The organism is Actinopolymorpha sp. B17G11, from assembly GCF_040196095.1.
GTDB lineage: Bacteria > Actinomycetota > Actinomycetes > Propionibacteriales > Actinopolymorphaceae > Thermasporomyces.
Window position 1 is genome coordinate 20739 of record NZ_JBEFTW010000034.1, and the last position, 19847, is coordinate 40585.

Sequence of the window (19847 nt, forward strand, 5' to 3'; positions counted from 1 at the left end):
GGGTCATGTGTGGGTGGTGCTGAGGGAAAAGGGGTCACCATTCCGCGAGCGAACCGTCGTCGCGGCGCCAGATCGGCGTCCGCCAGTCGGTCGCGTGTTGTGTCGCGCGCTCAACGGTCCGCTCGTCGATCTCGATGCCGAGCCCGGGTCTGTCGAGCCGGTCGATGAAACCGTCCCGGTGGGTCAGCACGGAACGGTCGACGAGGTAGTCGAGCAGGTCGAAGCCTTCCCCGTAGTGCAGGCCGATGCTCTGCTCCTGGATCAGGTAGTTCGGTGTCGCGAAGCCGATCTGCAGGCTGGCCGCCAGGGCGACCGGCCCGAGCGGGCAGTGCGGCGCGACGGCGACGTCGTAGGCCTCCGCCATCGCGGCTATCCGGCGTACTTCGGAAATGCCGCCGGCGTGGGAGAGGTCGGGTTGGATGACGGCGACGCCGGATCCGAGGACTGGCCGGAAGTCCCAGCGGGAGTAGAGCCGTTCGCCGGTGGCGATCGGCACGCTCGTTGCCGCGGCCACCTCGCCGATCCGGTCACTCACCTCCGGCACGACCGGTTCCTCGACGAACATCGGGAGGTACGGCTCCAGCAGGGGCAGCACCCGCCGCGACATGGGCACCGTCAACCGGCCATGGAAGTCCACCGCGATGTCGACCTCGGGACCGACGGTCTCGCGGACGGTCGCGACCCGCTCGACGATCGCCTGGACCTCGGCAGCGGTGTCGATGAGCCGCAGCTGGGCCGAGGCGTTCATCTTGACTGCTGTCATGCCGTCGTCGAGGCGGCGCTTCGCGGCCTCGGCGAGGCTGGTGGGTTCGTCGCCACCGATCCAGCCGTAGACCCGGACGCGGTCGCGCACAGGTCCGCCGAGCAGGGCGTGGACGGGTACGCCGTGCACCTTGCCGGCGATGTCCCACAGGGCCTGGTCGATCCCGGCGACCGCGCTGGAGAGGACCACACCGCCGCGGTAGAAGGCACCCTTCGTGAGCACCTGCCAGTGGTCCTCGATGCACAGCGGGTCCTTGCCGACGAGGTATTCGGCGAGTTCCTCGACGGCGGTCGCGACCGTGCGCGCCCTGCCCTCGACCACCGGTTCGCCCCACCCGGTGACGCCTTCGTCGGTCTCAATGCGGAGAAAGAGCCACCGAGGCGGGACGGGATAGGTACGCAGGGCGGTGATCCTCATCCGGCACTCTTGTCGCCTACGTTCCGGCGCCGTGGCCGTTTCGCTGCCTGCCGATCTCGCCGGCGCTCGCGCGGCTGGCTGCCCCGCTGACTTGCCCGCTTCGCCTCAGGCTGGCCTTCGCGCTGGCCCCCGAGTCGGGTGGAGTCGAGGTCCTGGCGGGCCTTCTCCAGCAGGGCCCGGACGGCCTTCTCCGCGGCGTCGGGATCGCCGTCTCTGACCGCCTCGGCGACGGCACGGTGCGCCGGCACCGGGTCGTCGGCGGGTTTGGCCTCGTGGACCAACTCGTCGCGGGTGGCGAGCCCGGCCTCGATGACGACCTCCATCCGGAGCAGGAGTTCGTTGTGGGTGGCCGTGAGCAGTGCCCGGTGGAACGCGAGGTCGGCGCGTACCTCCTCCGCCGGGACGCCGACGGCCGCGGCCATCTCGTCCAGTGCCGCGTCGAGTGCGGCGAGGTCGTCCTCGGTACGGCGGACCGCCGCGAGCCGGGCACCCGCCGGCTCCACCACCTCGCGTACCTCGTGCAGGTTGTCGAGGAACGCGTCATCGCCCCGGTCGGCGTACTGCCAGCGGATCATGTCGCCGTCGAGCAGGTTCCAGTCCGAGCGAGGACGTACGAACGTGCCGCGCTTCTGCCGCGCGTCCACCAGCCCCTTGGCGGCGAGCACTTTCAGAGCTTCGCGCAGGACCGTACGGCTCACCTCGAGCTCGGTCTCCAGGGCGGCGAGATCGATCGTCTCCCCTTCGGCGAGCTCCCCCGACAAGATGCGACGCGCCATCTCCCGCACGGTCTGCCCGTGCAGGCCTCGGCGCGAGTAGACGGCCACGGTTCTCCCTTGTGAGCGTTGGTTCTGTCGTGCACTTCTGTGGTGTGGGGGCCAGCCTAGAACAAGACATTAATTATGACTACATCTTGACAAGCCCGGTCGGGTTGACCATGCTCACGGCGCAACATCGACGAAAGCGTTGGTGCCAGCCCCCAGCGAGCTCCGCTCGCCGAGGCCCGCCCCGCCACGCGCCCGCCCGCAGGAGGCCCGTCATGCGTCCGATCCGCCGACGTTCCATGCTTCAAGCCGCCGCGTTGACCCCGATCGCGGCCTCCATGGTGGCAGGCGCCGCGCCGGCGGCCGCCGCTCCCGCCCTTGACGCGGCTGCGGCAGCGGGATCCGGTAACCAACCGCCGCCACACGGTGACAGGGAGCCGGCGGGTACCGAGCTTCGTACCATCGCCGGCACCGGGGTGGTCTTCCAGTACGACGCGGTCGTCCCGGCGTTCGACGGCTGGCGTACGCACGAACCCACCAGGAGCTACCGCGACCTCGACCGCACATGGCGGTTCCGCTTCGACCCGGACGGCGTCGGCGAGAGCGAAGAGTGGCAGGGCGCCGGCCACGACGACTCCGGCTGGGACTCGATCGCCGTCCCGTCGGCGTGGGATCTCAAGGACACGCCGGGCTTCGGCGGGTACGACGGCAGCCGGTTCGGCGAGGGCACGGCCTTCGCCGACGGCTACGCGTGGTACCGCACCTCGATCTCGGTCCCGGGCGACTGGGCGGCACGCCACGTCCGGCTCGCGTTCCTCGCCGTCAACTACCGCGCCGACGTCTGGCTCAACGGCCAGCACCTCGGCGCGCATGAAGGCGGGTACGCCCCGTTCGCGCTGCCGACAGGTGACGCCGCCCTCCGCCCGGGCCGGGTCAACGTCATCGCGGTCCGGGTGCACCGGCTCGCCTCGTGGGAGGACTACACCCAGCCCAGCCCTTCGATCACCGACCCGTACGCCATCCCCTGGAAGCCGGTCGACTACTGGCCGTACGCCGGGATCACCCGCTCGGTCTGGCTGGAGGCGGTGCCAACCGTCACCGTCGCGAAGGTCCTCCTCGCGGCCGCTGACGGCGAGCTGGAGGTCCGTGCGGTGGTGGAGAACCGGCGCGACGAGGCGTTCACCGGCCGGGTCGTCCTCGACGCAGGTAAGGGGACCGGCGCGAAGCCGGTCAGTGTCCCGGTGGACGTCCCGGCGGGCGGCGTGGCGGTCACGCGCATCCAGACCGGCATCCCGGACGCCCCGGCCTGGAGCGCGGAGCGTCCCGCCGTCCTGACCGCGACGACCAAGCTTCTCGCGGCGTCGGGAACGAGTCTCGTCGACCAGCTGAGCGATCGTTACGGCATGCGGACGGTCGAGATCAGCGACGCCAAGCTCCTCGTCAACGGCAAGCCCGCGTTCCTCAAGGCGCTCAACTGGCACGAGGAGACAGGGGCGCACGGGCGGGCGATGACCCGCACCGACTACGACCGCGAGCTCGGCCATGTCCTCGCCACGAACTCCAACGCCGTCCGCAACACGGTCTACACGCGCCACCCCTACGCCTACGACTGGACCGACGCGCACGGCGTCTACGTCATGGACGACATCGACAACATGTGGGTCAACGCGGCGCAGGAGAAGCTGCAGACCGAGCAGTACGGACTGTCCAGGGCGATGGCACTCACGATGGCGTGGAACAACCACAACCACCCGTCGGTCGTCTGCTGGTGCCTGCAGAACGAGTCCGAGATCGACGGCAACGGCGCGCCGATCTACCGCGCCTGGCTCGCCGACATGAAGGCGGCGGTCAAGGCCGTCGACCTCACCGCGCGCCCCGTCACGTGGGCGTCGCACACCACCAACGACCCGGCGTTCGACATCGCCGACATCGTGGGCTTCAACGAGTACTTCGGCTACTTCTACGGCAAGAACGAGGACCTCGGTCCCGCGATCGACGCCGTACACGCGAGGTATCCCGACAAACCGATCATGATCACCGAGAACGGCTCGTGGTCGTTCTTCGGCCACCACGGCCCGGAGACCGAGGTCGGCACCGAGGAATGGCAGGCGATGAACTTCCGCTCGCACTGGGCACAGGTGGCGGAACGTAAGGACTACGTCGCAGGCTACTTCTTCTGGGTACTGAAGGACTACAAGACCCGTGCGGGCTACAACCAGGAATACAACGGGATCTCGGAGATGGGTGCACTCGCCTTCGACGGGACGACGAAACGCGTTGTCTACCACAACATCAAGGACGCAGAGCTGTGAGCCTCACATCGCGGGTCCAGTCGCTACGGTTGGTCGTCGGAGTCGTCTCGCTGGCGGTCGCGGCGCTCTCCATGCCCCTGACGGGCGTGTCGGCAGGGGTCGGCGCCGCATCGGCGGCACGGGCGGCGAACGCCGCCGCGCCGCAGACCATCAGCCTCGACGGTGAGGATCTCGGTCGGCCCTTCGACGGTGTGGGTGGGGTCAGCGCAGGCGGATCGTCGCGCCTGCTGATCGACTACCCGAAGAAGGAACGGGACGAGATCCTCGACTACCTCTTCACCCCCAACTACGGAGCCGCCCTCGACCTCCTCAAGGTCGAGATCGGCGGTGACGTCGACGCCACCGTGGGCGCCGAGGCCAGTCACATGCGGACGGCCGACGAGGTGGACTGCACCCGCGGCTACGAATGGTGGCTGATGCGGGAGGCCGCGAAACGCAATCCCGACATCAAGTTCTACGGCCTGCCATGGGGGGCGCCCGGCTGGTTCGACGGAGGTTACTGGTCGCCAGACCGAGTCGACTACCTCGTCGCATGGGTGGAGTGCGCGCAGGAGAACGGCTTCACGATCGACTACCTCGGCGGCGCCAACGAGAGCGGCTTCAACCGCGACGTCTACGTACGACTCGCAGAAGCCCTTGCGGAGAAGGGTTTCGGTGACATCAAGATCGCCGCCACCGACAACCACAATCCACCGGACTACTGGTTCGCCGCGCCGGAGATCGCCGCTGACCCCGAGTTGAACGCCGCCATCGACATCCTGGGCGAGCACGACGTGTGTGAGTGGCGGACGCTCCAGCGCCAGTGTCACGTCAGCGACGCGGCCCGCGCGCTCGGGAAGCCCTTGTGGGACAGCGAGAACAGCACCCAGGACTACGACGTCGGCGCGGAACCGCTCGCCCGGGCGATGAACCGGCACTACATCGATGCCGAGGTCACCGGAAACCTCAACTGGGCGTTGATCTCCGCGTGGTACGACAACTTCCCGATCGGCGGGACCGGCCTTATGCTGGCCGAGCGCCCGTGGTCGGGCTTCTACGAGGTCGGCCCCAGCATCTGGGTCGACGCGCACACGACACAGTTCACCGAGCCCGGGTGGCACTATCTCGACAGCGCGAGCGGCTACAGCGCGGAAGGTGCGAGCCACGTGGCGCTGCGGTCGGCCGACACCGACGACTACAGCGTGGTGATCGAGACACTCGACTCCGGTGAGGCCGAGACGCTGCGGTTCGAGGTGACCGGCGGGCTGTCGGACCGCCCCGTGCACGTGTGGTCGACGAACCTCTCGACCCCGAGCACGGCCGACGACTTCGTACGTCAAGGCAGCATTGACGCGGCCGATGGTGCGTACGAACTGACCGTCGAACCCGGCCACGTGGTCACGCTCTCGACGACGACCGGCCAGGCGAAGGGCACCGCGGCGGCGAACGCGGATCCTGGTGCGCAACTGCCGATGCCGTATGCCGAGGACTTCGAGCACGTCGGAAGTCTCGGCCTGGCGCGCTACGTCGCCGACGTCCACGGCGGGTTCGAGGCGGCCCGGTGCGCTGGTGGGCGCAACGGCACGTGCTACGAGCAGCAGGTCACCCAGCAGCCGATCACCTGGCACAACACGAACATGCCGCCCACGACGATCGTCGGCGACCCGCGCTGGTGGGGCGACTACGAGGTCGGCGTCGACGCGCTGCTGGAGAAGTCCGGGCACGTCGAACTGCTCGGCCGGGTCGACAGCCAGCAGCACAACGCGGCCGGCTACCACCTGCGCGTTGCGGATACCGGCGAGTGGCGACTCTTCACCCAGGACCTGCGGGGACGCGACCGGACGCTGGCCTCGGGATCCGTGGCGGCCGTCGGCACGGGGACCTGGCACCGGCTTGCGCTGCGGTTCCGCGGGGAGCAGGTCACGGCACTGCTCGACGGCGACGAGCTCGCATCCGTCGAGGACGCGGACCACACGACGGGGCAGGTGGGGTTGCGGGTGGGCGGGTGGCAACGGGCCCAGTTCGACAACCTGCGGGTGGTGCCGACGGGTCCGCGGCCCTCGTTCGTACGCCATACAGACATGACCGCGACGGCAACCAGCGAACACACGGCGAACGACTTCGGCCACAACTACGTGGCCGAGCACGCGATCGACGACCGGCTCTGGTCCACGTGGCGGTCGGCGTTGTCGCCGGTCGAGCCGCTGCCGCAGGCGATCACCCTCGACCTCGGGGAGTCGACGACCGTGGCAGGTGTGGCGTACACGCCAGCCGTCACCCCGGTCGCCGGGGGAATCACCAGCTACACCGTCTCGACGAGCAAGGACGGCAAGTCGTTCACCAACGCCGCGAGCGGGCACTGGGCCGGGACCTACGCCACCAAGACAGCGCCCTTCGACGAGCCGGTGCAAGCGAGGTACGTCCGGCTGGAGGCAACCGACGTCAACGGCTGCCCACGGGCGCCGACGGTGGCAGAGCTCAACGTGTCGAGGACGGAGCTCATTCCGCTGGGCGAGGGGGAGCCGCCGACCGACCCCGACCTGACGTATCCCCACCTCGTACCACAGTCGCAGATGACCGCGACCGCGACGAGCCAGCAGCCGGGATACGAAGCAGGCAAGGCGATCGACGGCAACTGCGGCACGATGTGGCACGAGTCGTGGAGTCCGTACACACCGCCGCCGCAGTCGCTGACCCTCGATCTGGGCGGTACGTACGACACGACTGCACTGGTCTACCAGCCGCGGCAGGACGGCAATGTCAACGGCGTGGTCACCGACTACGAGGTCGCGGTCAGCGCCGACGGAGAGACCTTCACTCCGGTCGCCGACGGCACCTGGGCCGGGGACGCGACGACGAAGACGGCGGAGTGGTCGGCGACGTCGGCGCGATACGTCCGGTTGACGGCCCGCAACGGAGTCAACGGCCACATCTCCGCCGCCGAGGTCAACATCGCCCACACCGGCTGACCTGGGCCGTTCCGGGCCCGGGACGGGGACTCCCGGGGCTCGACCTGGCGATTCGCCTGGTTGGCCAGGCCGCTGGAATGCGGGGCAGGTGCCGACACCTGTGCCGCGTTCCACAAGCCCAGCTGACCAGGCGAATGTCGCCTCGGTCACCGTAGGAGCTGCCCAGTGGCCACCGCAGGGTTGCTCACTGGGTCACCGCCAGACCCTGCCGCTCGGTCAGCGCGGCAGCACCGGCTTGCGGCGGAAGGGCGCCCGCCCGGGAGGTTGCTGGGGCGGAGTGCGACGCGGCGTCGGTGGGATGGGTCGTGTGACGGGCGCGTCCGGAGTGAGGATGAGCGGTTCCCCGTGGTGGCCGATCTCGATCGACGGACCGCCCAGCAGCGAGTACGTCGCCTCCTCCGGATGGATCGCCACCCGGATCTGGCTACCGGTGAAGCACATCCGGAACGTGATGGCCGCCAGCTCCGGCGGCAGGCGCGGCGTGAACGTGAGGTTCCCGCCATGGTCGCGCATGCCGCCGAACCCCGCCACCGTCCCGATCCACGCGCCGGCGAGCGACGCGATGTGCAGGCCGTTGTGGACGTCGTGCTGGGTGTCGTGCAGGTCGGCGAGGGCCGCCTCGGCCAGATAGTCGTAGGCAAGATCGAGGTGACCCACCTCGGCGGCGAGCACGGCCTGGGTGCTGGCCGACAGGGACGAGTCCCGCACCGTCAACGCTTCGTAGTAGTCGACGTTGCGGGCCTTCTGCTCCGGCGTGAACGCGTCACCGCGCAGGTGCATCGCGAGCACCAGGTCGGCCTGCTTGACGACCTGTTTGCGATAGAGATCGAAGTACGGATAGTGCAGCAGCAGCGGGTAGTTCTCCGGCGGCGTACCGGCGAAGTCCCAGTGCGCGTGGCTGGTGAAGTCCTCCGCCTGGGGATGCACCTGGAGGGTCTTGTCGTACGGAATGACCATCCGGTCGGCGGCGTCGAGCCAGGCGGCGATCTCCTCCTCGTCGACATCCAGCTCGCGGGCGACCCGGGGGAGGCGTTCGCAGCGGATGCCCGCCTCGCGGAGGTTCTTCTGGGCCATCAGGTTGGTGAAGACGTTGTTGTCGACGACCGCGGTGTACTCGTCGGGGCCGGTCACGCCGTCGATCCGGAAGCCCGCGTGCGGATCGTGGTGGCCGAGCGACATCCACAGCCGAGCGGTCGCCACCAGCAGCTCCAGCCCGTAGTTGGCTTCGAACTCCTCGTCCTTCGTGGCCGCGAGGTAGCGGGCGGTCGCGTCGGCGATGTCGGCGTTGATATGGAACGCCGCCGTGCCCGCTGGCCAGTAGCCGGAGCACTCCTCGCCGTTGATCGACCGCCACGGGAACGCCGCGCCATTCTGGCCGAGCTGGGCCGCCCGGGCCCGGGCCTTGTCGAGCGTGGCGTAGCGCCACATCAACGCGCTCCGCGCCGCCGCCGGCACGGTGTAGGTGAGGACGGGCAGGACGAACGACTCGGTGTCCCAGAACGCATGCCCGTCGTAGCCGGGCCCGGTCAGGCCCTTCGCCGGGATCGCGCGGGTCTCCCCACGGGCGCCGGCTTGGAGGACGTGGAACAGCGCGAACCGTACCGCCTGCTGCAGCTCCGCGTCCCCCTCGATCTCCACATCGGCGGAGGCCCAGAAGTCGTCCAGGTAGGCCCGCTGCTCGTCGAGCAGACCCTGCCAGGTCGTCCGCCTCGCACCGGCCAGGGCCGCCTCCACCTGTGAACACAGGGCCGAGGTCGACCGCTGGCCCGACCAGCCGTAGGCGACATACTTCGTGATCGCGAACCGCTGGCCCTCCGGCACCTCGACCGCCACCGTGAGCCGGGCCAGGTCACCGTCGGCCTCGATCTTCGTGCGTACTCCGTCGGGCGTCTCGATCTCGTGGTCCATACCGGCGGCCATCCGCAGCCCGGATCGGCGGGTGTGGTGGGACAGCACCGCGCTGTAGTCCACGGCGGCCGCGAAGTCCGCTACCAGTGGAGCCTGGAGAATTGCTGCGACGCGAGGGTCGTCCGACTCCGGTTCGATCGCTTCGTTCGCCAGCAGGTCCGACTGCACGACCAGCTGCATCCGGCCGTCGAGCGGTTCGACCTCGTAGCGGAGGGCGGCGACCGCGCGTTGCGTGAACGACACCAGCCGCTCGCATCGGATCCGCACCCGCCGCCCGGTGGGCGACTCCCAGTCCGTACGCCGTCGCAGCGTGCCGGAACGGAAGTCCAGCTCCCGGGTGTGGAACGGCGCGGAGCCGTAGCGCATGTCCAGTGGTTCGTCCTCCACCAGCAGCCGGATGATCTTGCCGTCGGTGACGTTCACGACCGTCTGGCCGTCCTCCGGGTAGCCGTAACCGGCTTCGGCGTACGGCAGCGGACGGCGTTCGAAGAAACCGTTCAGGTAGGTGCCGGGCAGCCCGCGCGGTTCGCCCTCCTCGAGCGATCCCCGGAACCCGATGTGGCCGTTGGACAGCGCGAAGGTGGACTCGGTGCGCTTCAGGGCGCTGACGTCGAGGGTGCGCCAGCGCAGCTTCCACGGCGAGACCTCGTAGCCGCGCGGTGGGCCGCTCACCGGTGCACCGCGAGGAGTTCGGCGAGGTCGGACACCACCAGGTCGGCACCGTGGGCCCGGAGCGCGTCGGCGTGGTGGGTGCGGTCCACTCCCACCACGAGCCCGAAGCTGCCGGCGCGTCCGGCCTGCACGCCTGCGAGGGCGTCCTCGAAGACCGCCGCCTGCGACGGCGCCATGCCCAACGCCTCGGCGCCGGCGAGATAGGAGTCGGGCTCCGGTTTGCCGCGCAGGCCACGTTCGGCGATCAAAACGCCGTCGATTCTGGCCTGGACGAACCGGCTCAGGCCGGCGGTGTCCAGGATCAGCTCGCCGTTGGCCGAGGACGTGACGACCCCGACCGAGAGCCCGGCATCGTGGACGGCCTGCAGATAGCGCACCGACCCCGGATAGGCCGTGACGCCGCGTTCCTTGACGATGGCCAGGAACAGCGTGTCTTTCCGGCTGCCGATGCCATGCACCGTGTCACTCGTCGGCGAATCGTCCGAACTGCCCTCCGGCAGCTGGATTCCACGCGAACGGAGAAACCCCCGCACGCCGTCGTCGCGTGGCCGGCCGTCGACGTACTGCAGATAGTCGCGTTCGCTGAACGCCGTGAAATCGGCACCGTCGCGCCGGGTGAGAAACGCGTCGAATGTCTGCTTCCACGCCTGTCGGTGAAGGCTCGCCGTATTGGTCAGGACCCCGTCAAGGTCGAACAGGCAGGCCGCAATCCCCGCGGGCAGACCGATCATCACGCTCCCCATGATGCCCGCGGTGGCGACCGGGGAACAGGACAACGAGGAGATCGTGCCGGCAGGCGAGGAAACGACGCCGATCGCGGAGGGAAGGGCGTCGCGGTCTGAGGGTCGCGCCGGGTCACCGTCGTTCTGTCGTACGGGCCTGTCGCCCACGGCGCCGCCCTGACGGCCTGGCTGGCGACGGGAGGCCAACCCGATCGGGTCGTACGCCTCGTGACGTTGAACGCGGACAGGACTGGCTACCCCCTCGCCAGACGTTCGTAGACGTGGAGTTCGGCCACTCCGGCGGTACCGCGGAACCCTTCGAGCGCGGTAAGCCGGAGGTAGCGCACGCGGCGTCCGGTCGTGTGACGTAGCGGGATCCACTGCGGTCGCCGGTTGCGGGCGAGGGTGCCCCGGCCAGCCGCGGTGTAGGTCCTGCCGTTGGAGGACACCGCGACCTCGTAGGCATCGATGCCGGCGCCGTATCCATGTTCTTCGTACACCCGCCCGACCAGCCGCCCGACATATGTGAGCCCCGTGAGATCGCGCTCGCGCCCGAGATCGACGGTGAGGGACTGCGGCAGGGGGGCGGGCGGATCCCAGGCGGAGTTCCAGAACATGTCGGGATCAGGGACGAGCACGTGTGCGGCCTCGAAGCCGGGTTGGGCGCTCGTCGCCTCGACGGTCAGCTCGTTCTGGTCGATGCGAGTGCCGATGGGCGGGGTGTCCGGGCGGTCAGTCGGGTCGACTTCCTTGCAGGGCACGCCGAACGGAGCACCGCCGCCGCCCTCGACCACCAGGTCGATCACCAGGGCGCCGTGGTCGGAGTAGAAGGGGTACTCGGTGGCGAAGGTGGATTTCTCGTGTCGCTGAAGGCGTTCGGTGTGGGTGTGCCCGCCCGTCACCCGCAGCGCGTTGCCGCGCGTCCAGACGTAGTCGATGCGGGCCGGCGCATAGCCAAACCCCCAGTAGGGCGACCAGGTGCGACCGGGATGGGTGCCCGCGTCGGGGTAAACCGCGCGGTAGGCGTCGGTGAACGCGGCGTCGGCGAACGCATCCGTCACCGGCCACGGGATCGCCAATCCTTCATGGCCGTACGCATCGGCGAACCGCGCGGACCAGTCGTAGGCCGACAGCGTGTTGAGGTCGCCGCCGATGACGACCGGCGCGTCCTCGTCGGAAACCAGACCTGGTAGCACGTCGTCGAGGATCGTGCGGGCCTTGGCGAAACGCCGCGCCTCATCCGACGCCGCGATCTCGTCGGCGCCGAGTTCGGGTGCCCGGCCGTGTGCGTGAGCGAGCGCCGCCGCATCGGTCGGGAACCACGCGCGTTCGGCCGCGTCCAGCCAGATGGTGAAGACGCTGACCTCGAGACCGGACGGCAGGGCGATGCGTACGCCGCCGAAATGGAACGACGTGACGGTTCCCCGGGCCGCGCGGGGATAGATTTCCGCCACCGGATACCGGGTGAAGAGCCAGAGATTGTCGCGGTTCTCCGCCTGGTCGGGCTCCCTGGTGATCTGGATTCCCTGGTAGCGGTGGGTTTCCGGCAGACCTTCGTTCAGGCCTGCCTCGATCGTGGCGCCGGAACCGTAGGTCTCCACAAGGAAGACCACGTCTGCCTGCTCGTGTCGGATGAACTCGATGAGCTGTCGCCGATTCGGCTCCCCACCGGTGCGGGTCCCACCGAGATAGATGTTGAACGCCATGAACCTCATCGGCGTGGGAGGTGACGTCATGTGTCCGGATCCTTCGCGGTCGAGGTCGCCCGCTGCGCGGGCCGGCCATGGCGGACCGGCCCGCGATGGTCCGCCGGGTGGATCGGAGACCGGGGCGCCCTGACCAACTGGGTGATCCTGCTGCAGCCACTCACCGATCCGGCGGCCGTCGTGGCGGAGGTGGCGTCGCTGTACCCGGCGCATGTTCCGTACATGCTTGTCAGCGCCTGGCCCACGACGGACCTGCGCGCGTACGACCCGCGTCTGGCTGGCCACGGTCGACGGCGAGCCCGCCGCGGTGGCGGCCGCACACCAGCACGCCGGCGTGACGATGGTGGAGTACGTCGCCACGCTGCCGCGAGCGCGCGGGCGTGGCGCAGCGGCGGCGGTGACGTGGGCGGCGAGCCTCTGCGAGCCGACCCAGCCGGCCGTGCTCCTCGCCAGCGACGACGGCCGGCCGGTGTACGAACGGATGGGGTACCTAGCGATCGAGCGCTGGACCGCCTGGCTGCATCCGGGCGGGTCGGCTGGCGAGGGCTGAGGAAGACCCGCGGCGCTTCGCCGGATTCCGCCGATCACCGCGGTCCTGGGCCGCGCGTCACGTGTGCTCCGCCATGCGGTCCAGCATTGCGTCCGCGGCAGCGACGTCAGCCGGCCCGGCTGCCGGTCCTTCGTACAGGTACGCGAGTTCGGTGCCCTCCGGGATTTCGGTGAGGGTGATCGTGACGCGTTCGTCCTCGCCGGGATAGAGGACCACTTTCTCCATCGGATCCAGGTTGCCGAAGCCGACGACGAAGGGGACCTGCGTGGTGTCGGCGTCGGACACCATCACCGCTCGGATCTCCCCGCCCGGCCGTGAGTCGATGTGGACCCTGTCCGCGGGGGTGGTAAAGCCCGGTACGACGAACCAGCGGGAGAACGCGACTGGGTCGACGAAGAAGTCGTAGACCCGCTCTTTCGGGGCGGAAAGTGTGCGGCGCAGGATGTAATGGCCCATGGAGGTTCTCCTTGCAGGCATTGTGGTCATGACGGCTTGCGGAACGAGAGCACCACCACGCCGTTGTCGAAGGCCTGAACGTTGGACGTCTCGAGCCGGGCGTGGAGTCCAGCCTCGAACAGGACGTCGTTCTCGTCGCCGACACCCGCGAGCACCGGGTGCACCCACAGGTGCAGTTCGTCGAGAAGGCCGTTGCGCAGCAGGGTCTTGGCGACCGGCCCGACCCCGTGCATGAGGATCGAGCCGCCCTCGGTCTGCTTGAGCTTGCGGACCTCGTCGACGAGACCGCCCGCGAGCACCTGTGTGCCGTGCCATGTGGGGTCGCTGGTTCACCACGCCGACGAGCGATACGAAGGTGGAGTTGACGATCTTTGCCATGACTGGTTCCTTCCGGTTCGTTCGGACAGGACGATTTTCCCGACGCTCTCGGGGATCATGAAGGTCCAATCTTGGCCGCGGCGAGAGGACCAGTTTCGATGCCGGAAGGCAACGGCGTGACGCGTGGGTACGGACCGGGCCGCCTGTCTGAGGACCTGCTCGTCGAGCTGGACGAGACGTCCGCGGAGCCGCTGCACCGCCAGATCGAGGCGGCCATCCGCGCCGCCGTCCGGCAGGGACGGCTGGCGCCCGGGACCTCCGTGCCCGCATCGCGGACGCTCGCCGCGGACCTCGGCGTCTCTCGCGGCGTCGTTGTCGAGGCATATCGGCAGCTGGGCGGCGAAGGCGTCCTGATGAGCACCCCTGGCGGCTACACCCGGGTGGCCGCCACGACGCGCGATGCCGGTCAGCGGTCCGCCCGAATCACCCACCCGAGCACCGACATCGATTTCGGCTATGGCCGCTGCGACCCGGGCAGCTTTCCCCGCCAGGTCTGGCTGCGATCGCTGCGCAGGGTCTTCACCCAAACGCCGCACGACCGGCTCGCCTATCCCGACGGGCACGGCGCCCCGGAGTTCCGGCAGGCCATGTCGGCCTACCTGAACCGGGTGCGCGGCCTGCAGGCCCACCCCGACAACGTCGTGGCCTGTGCCGGGTACGCCCAGGCGGTCAACCTGACCCTCGGCGTGCTGGCCCGGCGCGGCGCCGCGCGGATCGCCGTGGAAGACCCGTGCATGGACGACGACGTCCTGCCCACGTCCCGGGCACTGGGTCTGGAGATCGTCGGGATCCCGGTCACCGACGGCGGCTGGGACCTGGCTGCTCTCACAGCGAGCCGGGCCGACCTGGCGGTGCTGACCCCGTCGCACCAGTGGCCGATCGGTTCGGTGATGAGCGCCGGCGCCCGATCGGCGGTCGTCCGGTGGGCCCGCAAGACCGGTGCGTACGTCATCGAGGACGACTACGACGCCGAGTTCCGCTACGACCGGCCGGCGGTGGGCGCTCTCCAGGGCAGGGCGCCGGACCGGGTGATCTACGTCGGTTCCGCGAGCAAGACCCTGATCCCCGGCCTGCGGCTCGGCTGGATGGTGCTTCCGGGCGACCTCGTCACGGAAGTCGCGGACGCCAAGCTCCTGGTCGACCGCGGGTCGCCGACCATCGACCAGCTGGCGATGGCGGACTTCGTCGATCGCGGAGAACTCGACCGGCACCTGCGCAAGATGCGACCGGTCTACAAGGGGCGCCGCGACGCCCTGGTCCGGACGCTCGGCGGCAGTCTTCCCGGTCTGCGGGTAGCCGGGACGGAATCCGGGCTGCACGTCGTGACGTGGGTCCCCGACGGTGTCGACGAGAATGCGATCGTCAGTGCCGCGGGTGCGGCAGGCGTCCGGATCGGCACGGTGGGAGCGTATCGGCGCAGCCCTGGCCGGCCGGGCCTGATCTTCGGATACTCGGCGTTGACCGAGCGGCGCATCGAGGCCGGCGTGGACCAGCTGACCGCGGCCCTGCGCCTCGCCAGCTTGGACGAGCCCCTGACCATGACGCTGCAAAAGTGACGGGTGCCGACCGGAAACCTGTGGGAGGAGGGTGCCCTCACGCGGACCTATTGGGGCAGGGTGACCCTCATGCAGCGCCCAGTTGAATCAGGGTGGCCCTCACCGAAAGTTACGAGATGCACCCAAATTGGGCGACTAGTATGGTAGCTCTTCGCCAGTCGGAGTACGGAAATCGTGGAGGGTGAAGAGCCGTTGAAGATCACCGACCTGCGGGCCACCACGATCACCGTTCCGCTGGAGGCGCCGCTGCGGCACTCCAACGGCGCGCACTGGGGACGGTTCGTGCGTACGATCATCGAAGTCGACACCGACGAGGGGATCACCGGTCTCGGCGAGATGGGCGGTGGCGGCCAGCCTGCCGACTTCGACGGGCTGAAGCCGTATCTCGTGGGGCACGATCCGTTCGAGCTGGAGGCCCTGCGGTTCAAGATCGCCAATCCCACGGCGTCGCTCTACAACAACCGGACGCAGCTGTTGGCCGCGATCGAGTTCGCCTGCCTCGACCTCTGTGGCAAGGCGCTCGGCGTCCCGGTGCACAACCTGCTCGGCGGGAAGGTCCGCGACAAGGTACCGTTCGCGAGCTATCTCTTCTTCCGGTACGCACATCCGGCAACAGGCCAAGGGGAGATCTTCACCCCCGGCGGACTGGTGCAGCACGCCAAGGAACTCAAGGAGAGGTACGGATTCACCACCCACAAGCTCAAGGGTGGCGTCTTCGAACCCGCCCATGAGCTGGCGTGCTTTCGGGCCCTCGCCGAGGCGCTGCCGGACGACCGGGTCCGCTACGACCCCAACAGCGTGCTGTCGGTGGACGAGGCGATCAAGTTCGGGCGGGCGATCGAGGACCTCAACAACGACTTCTACGAAGACCCGACGTGGGGCCTGCACGGCATGCGCCAGGTGCGGGACGCGGTAGCGATCCCCCTTGCCACCAACGCGGTCGTCGTCAACTTCGAGCAGCTCGCGACCAACCTGCGCGATCCGGCGGTCGACACGATCCTGCTGGACACGACGTTCTGGGGAGGAATCCGCGCCTGCATCAAGGCGGCGGGCGTCTGCGAGACGTTCCAGCAGCAGATCTGCGTCCACTCCTCCGGTGAACTCGGCATCCAGCTCGCCACCATGCTCCATCTCGGCGCCGTCCTGCCGACGCTCACGTTCGCGGCGGACGCGCATTACCACCACCTCGTGGACGACATCATCGTGGGCGGCAAGATGACCTACCACGATGGCGCGATCGCGGTGCCCACCGGACCAGGTCTGGGTGTCGAGCTCGACCGCGACCGGCTGGAGCACTATGCCGACCTCTTCCGTCGGCTCGGCAGCTACGCCTACGACCGCGACGCGCTGCGCCCGAGCTGGTTTCCCCTTATTCCCAACAGCTCCTGGGCACGACCGGAGTCCGCGGACACGTCGTCGATCCCCGGACTGGCGGAGCTCGCCGAGCTTCCTCCACCGCCGCCGGGCCCGTCCACCACGTGACCACGCGCCCGGCCAACTGGTCTGGGCATAGGGCAACAAGGGATTTCGACGTACGGCCGGACTCCTGCTGACCGCGGGTGCTCAGCGGCGGCGTCGAGACGCCGCCTTCGTGGCGGTCCGTTTGACTGGCCGCGGGGCCGGCGCCTCCCTCACCTCGTCCTCCTCCTCGTCGAGAACGAAGTAGTCGGGGTGCTCCTGCTCGAGCGGTTCGAGGATGTCCAGCGCGATCCGCAGGTGGTGGCTCAGTACCTCGTCGGCCTTCTTGCGCTGCTTGGAGGTGACGAAGTCCACGATGGCGCGGTGTTGGGTGAGGAGTTCGTCGAGGATGGTCGGATCGGGCAGACTCAACATGCGTACCCGGTCCAGGTGCGCCTTCGCCGACGACACGATCGGCCACACGCGCGGGTGGCCGCCGATCTCCAGAAGAGTCCGGTGCAGGGCTTCGTCCGTGGCGAACCAATGGTGCAGGTCGCCCTTGCGTCCGGCCTCCTCCTGCTCGTCGAGCAGAGCGCGGAGGTAGGCCTCGTCGGTGGCGGTGATGTTCTTGATCGCGTGGGGCAGTGAGGCGCGTTCGAGGGTCTCGCGGATGAACTGGATCTCGATGACGTCGCGCACACTGATTCGCGAGACGAAGGTGCCTAGCTGGGGTGCGACCTCCACGAGGTTCTCGTCGGCGAGCCGGATCAGTGCCTCGCGTACCGGGGTGCGGCTCACGCTGTGCCGGGCGGCGAGTTCGTTCTCCGACAACGCCTGTCCAGGAAGAAGATCGAGGGAGACGATGGCCCTGCGGAGCAGCGCGTAGACCTGTGATCGCGTGCTTGCGCTGCGGAGCACGTCGAGCTGTGCCCGTCGGGGACTGCGCAGCGCCCGTCCGGCCATGAGGTCGAGCCACCTTTCCGCTGTACCGCGTTCTCCCCTGGCGATGGTAGAGCACCACACTGGGTGGCTCGCCGTCAGCCGGCTCGTCGCAGTGCCCCGCTCATCGCCTCGACGTCAAGACGATCTTGCCTCGCGCCAGCTGTGCGCGGGTGAGCACCGACGACCGACCAAGTCTTCGCTAGATGACCAATTCCAAGGGGAGTCGCCTGACTCGCGGCTCCCCGCGTCATCTAGTGCACCGTCAGAACGCCGCCCTGGCTGGCTGCCATCCCGCCATCCGCTGCGTACGTCGCGCCGGTGACGTAGGACGACGCTCTGCTGGCGAGGAACGCCACCACCTCGGCGATCTCCTCGGCCCGGGCGATCCGCGGTTGGGGCGTGTCCGGAAGGTCGGCCGGCCGGTCGGGTTCGGCGGGCGGCTCCGGGGCTGGGGTCCGACCGGGATCGCTGGTCAGTAGCAGGGGAGTGTCGACGGGACCCGGTGCCACCGCGTTGACCCGGATCCGGTCGGATGCGTGATCCACCGCCATCGAACGCACGAGCGCGTCGACACCGGCCTTGCTCACCGAGTAGCCGAGCACCCGGCGGGCGGGAGCCCGGCCCTGCACCGAGGAGATGGCGACGATGGTGCCGCCGCCGCGCTCACGCAGGAGAGGGATGGCGAACTTCGCCGCCCGGTAGATGCCGGAGAGGTTGACGTCCAGGACGGCGTGCCAGTCCTCCTCGGTCGTGTCCTCCGCCGTGCCGTAGGTCTGGATTCCCGCGCTGCAGACGAGGATGTCGAGCCCACCATGGCGTTCGACCGCCTCGGACATCAGCCTGCGCATGTCGTCGGCCGAACGGACGTCGGCGACAACTCCGGTCACGTTCACGCCTTCGACATCGGTCGCGGTCACCGTCCGCGGGTCGTGGCTGCAGTAGACCACCGACGCTCCACCGGCCGCGAGCCGGTCGACCACGGCTCGGCCGATGCCGGTCGATCCGCCGGTGACGACCGCGACCATCCCGTCGAAGTCACGACTCTCGCCGCCAAGGTTCTCGGCGCGTCGGGGCCTGGTGCCGCCCGAGGTGGCGGTGGCGGTCATGGGCGACTCCTTGTCGCGACGGTGCGTGGCGTCGATCAGGCCGCGGAGTGTGTGGTGCAAGGGATATCGCTGGTGCGACGCCGTGCAGGTGCACGAGGATACGGTCCTTGCGTGTCGAGCCTTCGCGAGAGTTCTGCATGCCTGCGCGGGGTGACTGTACCGCCGAGAGTCAGGGAGTGGTCATCGATGTCCGGACCGCCTGCGGCCGAGCTCGTCGCCGAGCACTTCGGGCTGGGGCCGGCCACTGGTCCGATGGTTCCCGTCCGGCACGTGAGCCAGGAGACCTGGCGGCTGGACACGACGTCGGGCTCCGCGCTGGTCAAGCGGTTCTGGGAGGGCCCGGAGGTGCCGTGGCGCGCCGACCTCGAACGTGCGATGGACATCGAACGCCAGGCACTGGACGCCGGCGTCGACACCGTGGAACCGATCCAGCCACCCGCGCCCCAGTTCGGCGCGGCCGCGGCGATCGACGGACACGGGGTGTTCCGTGCCTATCCGTACCTCGAACACCGCCCGCTCGAGCCCGGCGACGAGATCGCCGGCTGGCTGGGCACCACGCTCGCCCGGATCCATCAGCTGCGGCAGCTGGCGGAAACACCTGAACTGTCCTGGTGGTACGGCCAGTTCACGCCCCTGCCGCCCGAGCGGTGGAACGAGTGGCTGGGCGAAGGGCGCGCGCAGAACCGCCCCTGGGCAGCCACTCTCGCCGACCGGCTCGGCCTGATCCACGAGCTGGGTGCCCGGATCCTCGACGTGTTCACCGCGACCGGCCCGTACGTCCTGACCCATCGCGACTTCGAGCCGTGGAACGTCCTGATGACGCCGACCGGTGAGGGCGGCGGGGCGGCCTGGCGGCCGGTGCTCATCGACTGGGACGTCGCGGGCCCCGACAGCGCACCGTTGGAGGCCGCGCACGTCGCGACCGTCTTCGCGATGCGGGGCCGCGACCGCCCGGACGTCGCGCTCGTCCGGCAGACGTTGACGGCGTACGAGGAAGCCGGCGGCCACCCCGTGCCGCGCCGTCCGGACCTGCTGGTTCGACTCCTCGGCATGCGGCTCTCCAAGCTCCGGCAGTGGGTCGAGGTCGCGCTCAGTCCCACCGGCGTGGAGTCGGCAGACCGCGCCGACCGGGAGGTCCTCGACCGCCTCGAGCGCCTGCCTGCCCAGGTCACGGACGTCACGGAGTACGCCCGCGTCCTGTCCCGTTCGCCGGGTCTGGGTTGAGCCAGCTGCCCCGGCAGTTGCGTACATC

The 19847-nt window shown here is 69.3% G+C and carries 15 protein-coding genes; 6 read left to right on the forward strand and 9 right to left on the reverse strand.

The window, feature by feature from the left end:
- Positions 1 to 34: 34 nt before the first annotated feature.
- The gene (gene dgoD / locus ABN028_RS27460; protein ID WP_349698625.1) at positions 35 to 1180 is read right to left on the reverse strand and encodes a galactonate dehydratase; all 1146 of its coding nucleotides are present in this window, start codon (positions 1178 to 1180) and stop codon (positions 35 to 37) included.
- Positions 1177 to 2004 carry a FadR/GntR family transcriptional regulator gene (locus ABN028_RS27465; protein ID WP_349698626.1) on the reverse strand — a complete coding sequence of 276 codons (828 nt, stop codon included), beginning with the start codon at positions 2002 to 2004 and terminating at the stop codon, positions 1177 to 1179. Before ABN028_RS27465 ends, dgoD begins: the two co-directional genes overlap by 4 nt.
- Before the next feature lie 212 nt (positions 2005 to 2216).
- Between ABN028_RS27465 and ABN028_RS27470 the strand changes: the two genes are divergently transcribed.
- Together ABN028_RS27470 and ABN028_RS27475 are read left to right on the forward strand one after the other, a co-directional pair.
- On the forward strand, positions 2217 to 4253 hold the full coding sequence (locus ABN028_RS27470) for a glycoside hydrolase family 2 protein (protein ID WP_349698627.1): 2037 nt from the start codon (positions 2217 to 2219) through the stop codon (positions 4251 to 4253).
- Entirely contained in the window at positions 4250 to 7201 is a 2952-nt protein-coding gene (locus ABN028_RS27475) for a discoidin domain-containing protein (protein WP_349698628.1), read from the forward strand. Before ABN028_RS27470 ends, ABN028_RS27475 begins: the two co-directional genes overlap by 4 nt.
- Before the next feature lie 216 nt (positions 7202 to 7417).
- Here the strand turns inward: ABN028_RS27475 and ABN028_RS27480 are convergent, their stop codons facing one another.
- The 3 genes from ABN028_RS27480 to ABN028_RS27490 form a co-directional block, all read right to left on the reverse strand.
- On the reverse strand, positions 7418 to 9781 hold the full coding sequence (locus tag ABN028_RS27480; RefSeq protein WP_349698629.1) for a glycoside hydrolase family 65 protein: 2364 nt from the start codon (positions 9779 to 9781) through the stop codon (positions 7418 to 7420).
- On the reverse strand, positions 9778 to 10671 hold the full coding sequence (locus ABN028_RS27485) for an HAD family hydrolase (RefSeq protein ID WP_349698630.1): 894 nt from the start codon (positions 10669 to 10671) through the stop codon (positions 9778 to 9780). Before ABN028_RS27485 ends, ABN028_RS27480 begins: the two co-directional genes overlap by 4 nt.
- Before the next feature lie 86 nt (positions 10672 to 10757).
- On the reverse strand, positions 10758 to 12239 hold the full coding sequence (locus ABN028_RS27490) for an endonuclease/exonuclease/phosphatase family protein (protein WP_349698631.1): 1482 nt from the start codon (positions 12237 to 12239) through the stop codon (positions 10758 to 10760).
- 196 nt (positions 12240 to 12435) lie between these two features.
- Between ABN028_RS27490 and ABN028_RS27495 the strand changes: the two genes are divergently transcribed.
- A complete protein-coding gene (locus ABN028_RS27495) occupies positions 12436 to 12759 on the forward strand; it encodes a GNAT family N-acetyltransferase (protein ID WP_349698632.1) in 324 nt (107 codons plus the stop codon).
- A gap of 57 nt (positions 12760 to 12816) precedes the next feature.
- Here the strand turns inward: ABN028_RS27495 and ABN028_RS27500 are convergent, their stop codons facing one another.
- Both ABN028_RS27500 and ABN028_RS27505 read right to left on the reverse strand, forming a co-directional pair.
- Complete coding sequence (locus ABN028_RS27500) at positions 12817 to 13215, reverse strand: SRPBCC family protein (protein ID WP_349698633.1); 399 nt, start codon at positions 13213 to 13215, stop codon at positions 12817 to 12819.
- Between the two features lie 26 nt (positions 13216 to 13241).
- Positions 13242 to 13514 carry a dihydrofolate reductase family protein gene (locus ABN028_RS27505; RefSeq protein ID WP_349698634.1) on the reverse strand — a complete coding sequence of 91 codons (273 nt, stop codon included), beginning with the start codon at positions 13512 to 13514 and terminating at the stop codon, positions 13242 to 13244.
- 177 nt (positions 13515 to 13691) lie between these two features.
- Between ABN028_RS27505 and pdxR the strand changes: the two genes are divergently transcribed.
- Together pdxR and ABN028_RS27515 are read left to right on the forward strand one after the other, a co-directional pair.
- Complete coding sequence (pdxR, locus tag ABN028_RS27510) at positions 13692 to 15149, forward strand: MocR-like pyridoxine biosynthesis transcription factor PdxR (protein ID WP_349698635.1); 1458 nt, start codon at positions 13692 to 13694, stop codon at positions 15147 to 15149.
- A gap of 192 nt (positions 15150 to 15341) precedes the next feature.
- Positions 15342 to 16631, forward strand: a complete 1290-nt coding sequence (locus tag ABN028_RS27515; RefSeq protein WP_349698636.1) for an enolase C-terminal domain-like protein — start codon at positions 15342 to 15344, stop codon at positions 16629 to 16631.
- 81 nt (positions 16632 to 16712) lie between these two features.
- On the opposite strand, the gene ABN028_RS27520 is transcribed toward ABN028_RS27515, so the two are convergent.
- Both ABN028_RS27520 and ABN028_RS27525 read right to left on the reverse strand, forming a co-directional pair.
- Positions 16713 to 17510 carry a GntR family transcriptional regulator gene (locus ABN028_RS27520; RefSeq protein ID WP_349698637.1) on the reverse strand — a complete coding sequence of 266 codons (798 nt, stop codon included), beginning with the start codon at positions 17508 to 17510 and terminating at the stop codon, positions 16713 to 16715.
- Between the two features lie 230 nt (positions 17511 to 17740).
- The gene (locus ABN028_RS27525) at positions 17741 to 18595 is read right to left on the reverse strand and encodes an SDR family NAD(P)-dependent oxidoreductase (protein WP_349698638.1); all 855 of its coding nucleotides are present in this window, start codon (positions 18593 to 18595) and stop codon (positions 17741 to 17743) included.
- Positions 18596 to 18781: 186 nt separating this feature from the next.
- On the opposite strand from ABN028_RS27525, the gene ABN028_RS27530 reads away from it, so the two are divergent.
- The gene (locus ABN028_RS27530; RefSeq protein ID WP_349698639.1) at positions 18782 to 19819 is read left to right on the forward strand and encodes a phosphotransferase; all 1038 of its coding nucleotides are present in this window, start codon (positions 18782 to 18784) and stop codon (positions 19817 to 19819) included.
- The last annotated feature ends 28 nt before the right edge of the window (positions 19820 to 19847 follow it).